Here is a 9,643-nt window from a genome sequence, read left to right on the forward strand (position 1 = left end):
ATGAGGTCGTTAGCTGATTTCGAATTTAACAATGCGCCGCTGTGTGATGGCATGATCCTGGCATCAGAGATGATTCGCCTGGATTTTCCCACGCAGTTTGTCTACGACGAACTGGAACGTCTGGTCAGTCTGGCGCAGGAAGAAATTAGCCAGCTCCTGTCTCAGGATGAGCAACTGGAAAAATTGCTGGCACTTTTTTACGGCGAGTGGGGGTTCACGGACTCCCGCGGCGTCTACCGTCTTTCTGATGCTTTATGGCTCGATAAAGTCCTGAAAAAACGCCAGGGGAGCGCGGTATCGTTGGGCGCTATTTTATTATGGATAGCAAACCGTCTTGATTTGCCGTTGGTGCCCGTTATCTTCCCAACGCAACTGATTTTGCGTATTGAATCGCTGGAAGGGGAAATGTGGCTGATTAACCCGTTCAACGGTGAAACGCTTGATGAACATACTCTGGAAGTCTGGTTAAAAGGCAATATTAGTCCGGTCGCCGAGTTGTTTAATGAAGATTTGGACGAAGCGGATAACGCCGAAGTGATTCGTAAGCTACTGGATACGCTGAAATCCTCGCTGATGGAGGAACGGCAAATGGAGCTGGCGCTGCGCGTTAGCGAAGCATTGTTGCAATTTAACCCGGAAGATCCTTACGAAATCCGTGACCGCGGGTTGATCTACGCGCAGCTTGAGTGTGAACACGTTGCGCTGACTGATTTAAGCTACTTCGTTGAACAGTGTCCGGAAGACCCGATCAGCGAAATGATTCGTGCGCAGATCAACACCATTGCGCACAAGCAAATTGTTCTACATTAATTAACCGACATTTTACCTATAAGTGTAAGGCGATCCTATGAAACAAAAAGTGGTTAACATTGGCGACATTAAGGTGGCAAATGACCTGCCGTTTGTGCTGTTTGGCGGTATGAACGTGCTGGAGTCACGCGATCTGGCAATGCGCATTTGTGAGCACTACGTAACCGTTACCCAGAAGCTGGGTATTCCTTACGTGTTCAAGGCCTCTTTTGATAAAGCCAACCGTTCCTCTATTCACTCTTACCGTGGGCCGGGTCTGGAAGAAGGGATGAAAATCTTCCAGGAACTCAAACAGACATTTGGCGTAAAAGTGATCACTGACGTCCATGAAGCCAGCCAGGCGCAGCCTGTGGCTGATGTGGTTGACGTGATTCAGCTCCCGGCGTTTTTGGCGCGCCAGACCGACCTGGTGGAAGCGATGGCGAAAACCGGCGCTGTGATTAACGTGAAAAAGCCGCAGTTTGTAAGCCCGGGTCAGATGGGCAATATCGTGGATAAGTTCCATGAGGGCGGTAACGATAAGGTGATTCTGTGCGATCGCGGCGCGAACTTCGGTTATGACAACCTGGTGGTGGATATGCTGGGCTTTAGCGTGATGAAAAAGGTCTCCGGCAACTCGCCGGTGATTTTCGACGTTACCCATGCGCTGCAATGCCGCGACCCATTTGGCGCCGCCTCGGGCGGTCGTCGTGGTCAGGTGACCGAGCTGGCGCGCGCCGGTATGGCTGTCGGTCTGGCGGGCCTGTTCCTGGAGTCGCATCCGGACCCGGCTAACGCGAAGTGCGACGGTCCTTCCGCACTGCCGCTGGCGAAACTGGAGCAGTTCCTGACCCAGATAAAAGCGATTGATGATTTGGTGAAAAGCTTCGACGAGCTGGATACCGAGAACTGATTGCGGTTTTTAGCTTGTGTAGGCCGGATAAGATACTATCCGGCTTTTTTATATCAGGCAAAAATCGTCATCAGATAGGCGGCAAATAAAGCCAGATGCGCCGCGCCGTTTAGCACGTTGGTGCGTCCGGTAGAGAACGAAATATGGCACAGCACTAACGAGGCCACCATCACTACCATTTCCGGCGCGCCTAAACCAAACACCAGATCATTACCTGTCGCCCAGGCGATGAGCGTGACGACCGGCACGGTTAATGAAATCGTCGCCAACACCGATCCGAAGAACAGATTCATTGCCCGCTGAACCTGATTATTCAGTACCGCCTTCAGCGCGCCCAGTCCTTCCGGCGAGAGAATTAACAGCGCGACCAGGAAACCGGTAAAGGCGACCGGAGCGTTCATGCTGGTCAGCAACGCCTCCAGCGGGCTGGCATTCATTTTGGTAACGGCAATGACCGCAATTAAATGAATGAGTAACCAGACCGTATGCCAGCCGCTACTGTGCGCGGAGGGTTTACCGTGGTGTGGATTGTCATCATCGCCTTCATCTTCATGTTCATAGATAAATAAGCTCTGGTGCGTTTTGGTTTGAATCAACAAAAATACGCCGTACATCGCGGCGGAAATTAACGCGACCAATAATGCCTGACCGGTAGAGAAATTGGCTTGCGGCAATGCCATGGGAAAAACCAGCACAATAATCGCCAGCGGAAATAGCGCGATAAGATACTGCTTAATCCCAAATAAATTCATATATTGCGTTGCGAATTTACGCCCGCCCAACAACAACGAGAAACCGACCAGTCCCCCGGTGACAATCATAATAATAGAGTAGAGCGTATCGCGCATAAGCGTTGGCGCAGCATCGCCGGTAGCCATCAGCGCGGAAATTAAACTCACCTCAAGAATAACGACGGACAGGCTTAAAATAAGCGATCCGTAGGGTTCGCCGAGTCGGTGCGCTAATACATCCGCATGACGGACCACGCTAAATGCGCTGCTTAAAATACCAATAAGTGCAAGGATATTGATGCCAATAACCACTGGTAGTGACTGGCTGCTTCCCCAAAGGAACAGCACTACCAGCGCAAGAACCGGGAAAATAAGCGAAGTCTCCTTATGGCGGGTTTTCACCGCCTCACAGGCATGTGTCATGTGGGTCTCCCTTGTGCAGGTGTTAATATTTTGGAAAGAGTAAAGAAGGTAAAAATAGCAGAAATTTGTATTTTTTTAGTGGTTTTTTACGTAGTTTTACGGCGTAGACGATTTTTTTCTTTCAAGGTCAGTAAAACAAGCATCTTGTTTTAACAGTGTTTAAATAACAAAAAGTTAATTTCCGTAAAAAGCAAAAATCCTCCTCGACTGGCGTAATAACGCATTGTTTACCACACTTAATGTTTTCCCTGAAGACGGAGGCGCTGATGCCGTATAAAGCCAAAAGTGATTTACCCGATAATGTGCGGAATGTTCTTCCAGCCCATGCCCAGGACATTTACAAAGAAGCGTTTAATAGCGCCTGGGAGCAATATAAAGATAAAGCCGATCGTCGTGATGACGCCAGCCGCGAGGAAACCGCACACAAAGTCGCCTGGGCGGCGGTTAAAAACGATTATGAAAAAGGCGAGGATGATAAATGGCATAAGAAAAAATAAACGCGGTATTACTCACGCGTTAGCCTGATTTTCTTGCCGGAAGTCTATCCTGACGCGGGAGCTTTTCCCGCGTACAGATTCAAAATGTCAGCACTTTGTCCGCCGCCAGCGTCCATTGCGCCAGCTCGACCAGCGTTCCGATTTCCACACCGTCAATCAGCGGCAGGGGAGTGATACCACGTCCGTCCGCACAGGTTTTGCATAATTTTACCGGTACGTTTTGCGCGGTCAGAATTTCCAGCATTTGCTGAATATTGTAGCCTTCGGCTGGTTTTTGACCGCGTAACCCTGCGGTTACGGCATCTGACATCAAAAACAGGCGTAAATCGAGATGGCTTTCCTGCTCGCGCAGCGCAATGGCCAGACGCAGGCTATTAAATAATGATTCGCTGCCGTAGGCGGCGCCGTTAGCGATAATGACGATATTTTGCATGGATAACCCTTCTCCTCGAGAAATTTTGTCGGCAATGGCGTTATGTTACCTCGGGAACCGATGTGCCGCCAAATGCGTGGAGAAAATCCCGGGACGCTCTGCGGAAAAAAATAAGGATATTCCTGGAAGCACGAGAAAAGGCTGCAAAACCTGTCCGGACACGTTATGGTTTACTCTGATGCCATTCCTCTCATCTTTTGTTGTAAAAGTTGCCGACACGTTGAGCCGTATTGTTTTTCGTTCATTCTCACTCTCGCTTCTCTTGCTGACTGCCAGCGGTACGATCTGTGCGCAGGCGCAAGACCCTTTCACGCAAAACCGTCTGCCGGATTTAGGCATGATGCCGGAATCCCACGAAGGGGAAAAGCATTTTGCCGAGATGGCCAAAGCGTTTGGCGAAGCCAGCATGAAAAATAACGATCTGGATACCGGTGAACAGGCGCGAAAATTCGCTTTCGGACAGGTACGCGATGTGGTCAGCGAGCAGGTTAACCAGCAGCTTGAAAGCTGGCTATCAGCCTGGGGCAGCGCCAGCGTTGATATTAACGTCGATAACGAAGGTCATTTTAACGGCAGTCACGGAAGCTGGTTTATCCCTTTACAGGATAAACAGCGCTATCTGACCTGGAGCCAGCTTGGTCTTACGCAACAGACTGATGGACTGGTAAGCAACGTTGGCATAGGACAGCGCTGGGCGCAGGATGGCTGGCTTCTTGGCTATAATACCTTTTACGATAATCTGCTGGATGAAAATCTGCAGCGCGCCGGCTTTGGCGCGGAGGCGTGGGGAGAATATTTGCGTTTATCCGCCAACTATTATCAGCCTTTTGCCGACTGGCAGACGCATACGGCGACCTTAGAACAGCGAATGGCGCGCGGGTATGATATCAACGCGCAAATGCGGCTGCCGTTTTACCAGCATATCAATACCAGCGTTAGTCTGGAGCAGTACTTTGGCGATAGCGTGGATCTGTTTGACTCCGGAACGGGGTATCACAATCCTGTCGCGTTAAAACTGGGTCTCAACTATACGCCAGTACCTTTGCTTACCATGACCGCCCAGCACAAACAGGGCGAGAGCGGGGTCAGTCAGAATAACCTGGGGCTGACGCTTAACTACCGCTTCGGCGTGCCGCTCAAAAAGCAGCTTGCCGCCAGTGAAGTGGCGCAAAGCCAGTCATTACGCGGTAGCCGCTATGATACGCCGCAACGTAACTCGCTGCCGACAATGGAGTATCGGCAGCGTAAAACGTTAACGGTTTTTCTGGCGACGCCGCCCTGGGATCTTACGCCTGGTGAGACGGTTGCGTTAAAATTGCAGGTGCGCAGCGTGCACGGTATTCGTCATTTGAGCTGGCAGGGCGATACACAGGCCTTAAGTTTGACGGCAGGAACGGACACCCGCAGTACCGAGGGCTGGACAATCATTATGCCGGCCTGGGATCACCGCGAAGGCGCGGCAAATCGCTGGCGTTTATCGGTGGTGGTTGAGGATGAAAAAGGTCAGCGTGTCTCTTCCAATGAGATCACGCTCGCGCTGACTGAACCGTTTATCACGATGCCGGACGATAATCCGCATTGGCAACCGTTCCAGGAGCAATAATTAAAAGATGCGTTCCTGATGTACCCAGACGGCGGCCTCCACGCGCGATTTCAGCTTCATTTTCTTGAGCATATGTTTCACGTGCACTTTGACCGTACTTTCGGTGATATCCAGACGCCGGGCAATCATCTTATTCGGCAATCCCTGCGCGATGAGCTTCAGAATATCGCGCTCACGCGGGGTGAGTTGTGTTACATCGCGATCGGTGGTAGCGCGGTTGGCCCGTAGGCTGGCCGCCAGTACCGGCGTTAACGCTTCACTTAATACCATTTCGCCGGCGGCGGCCTGTTGTAACGCTTTGAGCAAGTCCTCCGGCTCCATGTCTTTCAACAGATAACCATCCGCGCCGCGCTTTAGCGCCGTGACGACATCTTCTTCATGGTTGGATACGCTGAAAACGACAATACGTCCTGACAGCGCTTTTTCGCGTAATTTATCCAGCGTTTCGAGACCATTCATTCCCGGCATATTCAAATCAAGGAGGATCAGATCGGGATCGAGCGATTCCGCCAGGTCAATACCCTGCTCACCGTTGCTGGCTTCTCCGACCACGCTGATATCGGGCGCCATACTCACAAGCTGCTTTACACCCGTGCGTAGCATCGGATGGTCGTCGATTAACAGGATGGTTGCCGGTTCCTGATTATTCATGGGTATCTCCCTGGGTTTCTGTGAAGTTTGTTTCTGGAATAAAAGTAACAGTGACCTCTGTTCCGCCAGTCTCGCGTCGGCGTACCTGGCAATCGCCGCGCAAACTTTGCGCCCGATCGCGCATGATAATCATGCCGTAGTGATTACTGCGTTCGGCGTTTTCCGGGACGCCGCAGCCATTATCCTGTACTTTTAGTTTGACCTGTTTGCCACATTGCGTCACTGTCACCACCACATCGTCGGCATGAGAGTGTTTAAGGGCGTTGCTGAGGGCTTCCCTGGCAATTTGCAACAGGTGTATCGCCTGGTGTGACGGCACCAGGCGGGGGGGAAGCTGATAATCCAGTTTTACCGTAAAGCCAAATCGGGCGCTGAACTCCTGGCAGCTTGCCTCCAGCGCCGGACGTAGCCCGGGTTCCGTCAACTGTAAGCGGAAAGTGGTTAACAGTTCGCGCAGTTGCGCCCAGGAGCAGTTCAGCTCATTGCGAATTTGGCTGAGTAACTCACGGCTGCTTTCCGGTAACACGTCGCCCTGCATTTGCAGGCAGCTCACCTGCATCTTCATACAAGAGAGCGACTGGGCAATAGAATCATGCAGTTCGCGGGCAATGGTGGCACGCTCTTCCATGACAATCAACTGCTGCTGGCGCTCCTGATGCCTGTCGAGCGCCAGAGTCGCGGTAAGCTGTTCAACCAGCGTGTCCACCAACTGTTGCTGATCATGGCTGAGATGGCGTCCATAGGGCAGCGTCGCCAGCAAAATACCGTATTGGGTGTGAGAGTCGGTGAGCCGCCATTTTAAGGTGGTGCCGCCGTTAATCATCGGCAGGGCGCTACGTGGGCAAAGGTGGCAGCCTTTATCATCGCAACTGATGTCCGACTGACAGGTAAATTCCTGGTGATTATCTTCATCTTCCAGGTCATAGACCCGCAGCTCAATATCATGCAACTGGGTTAAATTTTGCAGGCCATTCAGTACCGGTGAAAGACGTTCACATAGCGGAGCCTGTGAATGCAGTCGGCGGTTGGCTTGCCACAAAAACGAGAGAATCTGGTTTTTATGTTCCAGACCGGCTGTTTTTTCCTGTACGCGCTGTTCCAGTACCGCATAACTTTCGGCCAGTTCTTCAGACATATTATTGAGCGCAGAACCCAACGCGGCCATCTCATTGCGTCCACTGATATTGGCACGTTGGGTAAAGTCGCGCTGACTGACGGCGCGCGCCATTGATAACAACTGTTTCCAGGGCTGCAAAAGGCGAACACGTAGCCAGATAATCGTAAATACCAGCAATAGCGCCATAAAGATCGCCATTACCCGGTGAACTAATACCACGCGTTCGATACGCAATTCAGTAGTATGGTCGAACGACGTCACCAGGCGATCCAGGCCCGCCACAAAGCGTGTGACATCTTCTGCGACCGCGTGCGCGTTTTGCGCGTGCTGTAGCCCTGGCGAGAGTTCGTTATGCCAGTAATCCTGCAACGCTTTAAGCTGCTTCTGCTGCCCATCTCGCTCAGCGGCGCGGGTCAGTTCAGGGCTGAATGCCGTTTGCTCCATCTCATCCAGCAGCTTTTGATCTTTAGCATCCAGCGGGACAGCGGCCAGTAGTCGATAGCTTTGCATACGCAATGAGCCCGCTTTATTAATCGCATGAGCGCTACCCTGCACGCCCTGAACCAGCCAGCCGGAAACCGCCATCCCCGCCACGCCGATAGCGGTAGAGAGCATGACAATCAGCGCCAGTTGGTTAACCAGCGTAAGAGGAGAGAAACACCGTTTAAACATGTTACCTTCTTTCTTCGGGGTAATGTCGCCGAAAAAACGTAGCAAAAAAGAGGGGCGTCAATCGGCTGTGCCGCTATTCTCAACGATACAGCGGAGTATACCCATACCTATAACGAGTTACTCCTTAATTGCCGCTGTAGAGAGGTATCTGCGACGGGAAGGAGTAGACAGACACAGCATGGTGAAAAACCACAGCTTTTTTACCAAAATAGCCTACTCATTAAGGGTAATAACTATTTTTAGTCGCCGGTGATGACGACTTTTCCTTTGATTTATATCAACTTACCTTCGGCAGTAAACCCTAATGTGGCAGACATCAAATCAAGAATCAGAGGTGTCTATGAGTCACTCATCCGCCCCGGAAAGGGCAACTGGCGCTGTTATCACGGAATGGCGTCCGGAAGATCCGGCATTCTGGCAACAGCGCGGCCATCGTGTCGCCAGCCGTAATTTGTGGATTTCTGTCCCGTGTTTACTGCTGGCGTTTTGCGTCTGGATGCTATTCAGCGCAGTGGCGGTGAACCTGCCGAAAGTGGGATTTAATTTTACGACCGATCAGCTCTTTATGTTGACTGCGCTGCCATCTGTTTCCGGCGCGCTGCTACGGGTGCCTTACTCCTTTATGGTGCCGCTATTTGGCGGACGTCGCTGGACAGCGTTCAGTACCGGTATCCTCATCGTGCCCTGCGTATGGTTAGGCTTTGCCGTTCAGGATACCAGTACGCCCTTTAGCACTTTCATTATTATTTCCTTGCTGTGTGGTTTTGCCGGCGCGAACTTTGCCTCCAGTATGGCGAACATCAGCTTTTTCTTTCCTAAACAAAAGCAGGGCGGCGCGCTGGGTCTGAACGGCGGTCTGGGCAATATGGGCGTGAGCGTGATGCAGCTGGTTGCGCCGCTGGTGGTTTCGCTCTCTATCTTTGCCGCCTTTGGCAGCCACGGTGTAGAGCAGCCGGACGGCTCTCAGCTCTATCTGGCGAACGCGGCCTGGATTTGGGTGCCTTTCCTGGCCATTTTTACGCTGGCGGCGTGGTTCGGCATGAACGAACTGGCGACGTCTAAGGCCTCGCTAAAAGAGCAACTGCCGGTGCTCAAGCGTGGTCATCTGTGGATCATGAGTCTGCTGTATCTGGCGACCTTCGGATCGTTTATCGGTTTCTCCGCGGGGTTCGCTATGCTGTCTAAAACGCAATTCCCGGATGTGCAGATCCTGCATTATGCGTTTTTCGGTCCGTTTATCGGCGCGCTGGCGCGTTCGGCGGGCGGCGCAATTTCTGACCGTCTGGGGGGGACTCGCGTCACGCTTATCAACTTTGTCCTGATGGCGATTTTCAGCGGTCTGCTGTTCCTGACATTACCTACTGGCGGCGTTGGCGGTAGCTTTATCGCATTCTACGGGGTATTTCTGGCGCTATTCCTGACGGCGGGGCTGGGGAGTGGTTCTACCTTCCAGATGATCTCCGTTATCTTCCGTAAACTGACGATGGATCGGGTTAAAGCGGAAGGCGGGTCGGACGAAAGAGCCATGCGTGAAGCGGCGACCGATACGGCGGCGGCGCTGGGCTTTATTTCCGCGATTGGCGCGATTGGCGGCTTTTTTATTCCGAAAGCGTTTGGTTCATCTTTAGCATTAACCGGTTCTCCAGTCGGCGCGATGAAAGTCTTTCTTATTTTCTATATCGCCTGCGTCGTTATTACCTGGGCGGTATATGGACGTCATTCTAAAAATAAAAAGTAACTTTTGATTATCCTTTGCGCGGCGTTAGACCGCGCTTTTTTTTTATCTGTATTTAGTTACAACATACTTATAGTCA

At 51.8% G+C, this 9,643-nt stretch carries 9 protein-coding genes; 5 read left to right on the forward strand and 4 right to left on the reverse strand.

The annotated features are described in order from the left end of the window. Both sirB1 and kdsA read left to right on the forward strand, forming a co-directional pair. Window positions 1–810, forward strand: a complete 810-nt coding sequence (gene sirB1 / locus HU143_RS10635; RefSeq protein WP_001257065.1) for an invasion regulator SirB1 — start codon at window positions 1–3, stop codon at window positions 808–810. Between the two features lie 37 nt (window positions 811–847). After that, window positions 848–1,702 carry a 3-deoxy-8-phosphooctulonate synthase gene (gene kdsA / locus HU143_RS10640; RefSeq protein WP_000811046.1) on the forward strand — a complete coding sequence of 285 codons (855 nt, stop codon included), beginning with the start codon at window positions 848–850 and terminating at the stop codon, window positions 1,700–1,702. Window positions 1,703–1,755: 53 nt separating this feature from the next. Here kdsA and chaA read toward each other — a convergent pair whose 3' ends face one another. After that, on the reverse strand, window positions 1,756–2,856 hold the full coding sequence (gene chaA, locus HU143_RS10645) for a sodium-potassium/proton antiporter ChaA (RefSeq protein ID WP_000148418.1): 1,101 nt from the start codon (window positions 2,854–2,856) through the stop codon (window positions 1,756–1,758). A gap of 266 nt (window positions 2,857–3,122) precedes the next feature. Here chaA and chaB point away from each other — a divergent pair, with 266 nt between their 5' ends. Further along, window positions 3,123–3,353 carry a putative cation transport regulator ChaB gene (chaB, locus tag HU143_RS10650; protein WP_001146392.1) on the forward strand — a complete coding sequence of 77 codons (231 nt, stop codon included), beginning with the start codon at window positions 3,123–3,125 and terminating at the stop codon, window positions 3,351–3,353. Window positions 3,354–3,432: 79 nt separating this feature from the next. Here the strand turns inward: chaB and HU143_RS10655 are convergent, their stop codons facing one another. Further along, window positions 3,433–3,786, reverse strand: a complete 354-nt coding sequence (locus tag HU143_RS10655; RefSeq protein WP_001179794.1) for a DsrE/DsrF/TusD sulfur relay family protein — start codon at window positions 3,784–3,786, stop codon at window positions 3,433–3,435. Between the two features lie 178 nt (window positions 3,787–3,964). Here HU143_RS10655 and HU143_RS10660 point away from each other — a divergent pair, with 178 nt between their 5' ends. Then, window positions 3,965–5,389 (forward strand): YchO/YchP family invasin, encoded by a 1,425-nt coding sequence (locus tag HU143_RS10660; RefSeq protein WP_024148223.1) that lies wholly within the window; start codon window positions 3,965–3,967, stop codon window positions 5,387–5,389. Here HU143_RS10660 and narL read toward each other — a convergent pair whose 3' ends face one another. Together narL and narX are read right to left on the reverse strand one after the other, a co-directional pair. Continuing rightward, a complete protein-coding gene (gene narL, locus HU143_RS10665; protein WP_001064598.1) occupies window positions 5,390–6,040 on the reverse strand; it encodes a two-component system response regulator NarL in 651 nt (216 codons plus the stop codon). Then, entirely contained in the window at window positions 6,033–7,829 is a 1,797-nt protein-coding gene (gene narX, locus HU143_RS10670; protein ID WP_000476244.1) for a nitrate/nitrite two-component system sensor histidine kinase NarX, read from the reverse strand. The genes narL and narX overlap by 8 nt, the downstream gene beginning before the upstream one ends. Before the next feature lie 340 nt (window positions 7,830–8,169). On the opposite strand from narX, the gene narK reads away from it, so the two are divergent. Next, complete coding sequence (gene narK, locus HU143_RS10675; protein WP_000019848.1) at window positions 8,170–9,567, forward strand: nitrate transporter NarK; 1,398 nt, start codon at window positions 8,170–8,172, stop codon at window positions 9,565–9,567. Window positions 9,568–9,643 lie beyond the last annotated feature (76 nt).

It is taken from the genome of Salmonella sp. SJTUF14076 (assembly GCF_015534835.1).
In the GTDB taxonomy this organism is placed as follows: domain Bacteria; phylum Pseudomonadota; class Gammaproteobacteria; order Enterobacterales; family Enterobacteriaceae; genus Salmonella; species Salmonella enterica.

Excerpts from the sequence above, each read along its gene's own strand:
- sirB1 (WP_001257065.1), top strand. The coding sequence starts at position 1 with ATGAGGTCGTTAGCTGATTTCGAATTTAACAATGCGCCGCTGTGTGAT.
- kdsA (WP_000811046.1), top strand. The coding sequence starts at position 848 with ATGAAACAAAAAGTGGTTAACATTGGCGACATTAAGGTGGCAAATGAC.
- chaA (WP_000148418.1), bottom strand. The coding sequence starts at position 2,856 with ATGACACATGCCTGTGAGGCGGTGAAAACCCGCCATAAGGAGACTTCG.
- chaB (WP_001146392.1), top strand. The coding sequence starts at position 3,123 with ATGCCGTATAAAGCCAAAAGTGATTTACCCGATAATGTGCGGAATGTT.
- HU143_RS10655 (WP_001179794.1), bottom strand. The coding sequence starts at position 3,786 with ATGCAAAATATCGTCATTATCGCTAACGGCGCCGCCTACGGCAGCGAA.
- HU143_RS10660 (WP_024148223.1), top strand. The coding sequence starts at position 3,965 with ATGCCATTCCTCTCATCTTTTGTTGTAAAAGTTGCCGACACGTTGAGC.
- narL (WP_001064598.1), bottom strand. The coding sequence starts at position 6,040 with ATGAATAATCAGGAACCGGCAACCATCCTGTTAATCGACGACCATCCG.
- narX (WP_000476244.1), bottom strand. The coding sequence starts at position 7,829 with ATGTTTAAACGGTGTTTCTCTCCTCTTACGCTGGTTAACCAACTGGCG.
- narK (WP_000019848.1), top strand. The coding sequence starts at position 8,170 with ATGAGTCACTCATCCGCCCCGGAAAGGGCAACTGGCGCTGTTATCACG.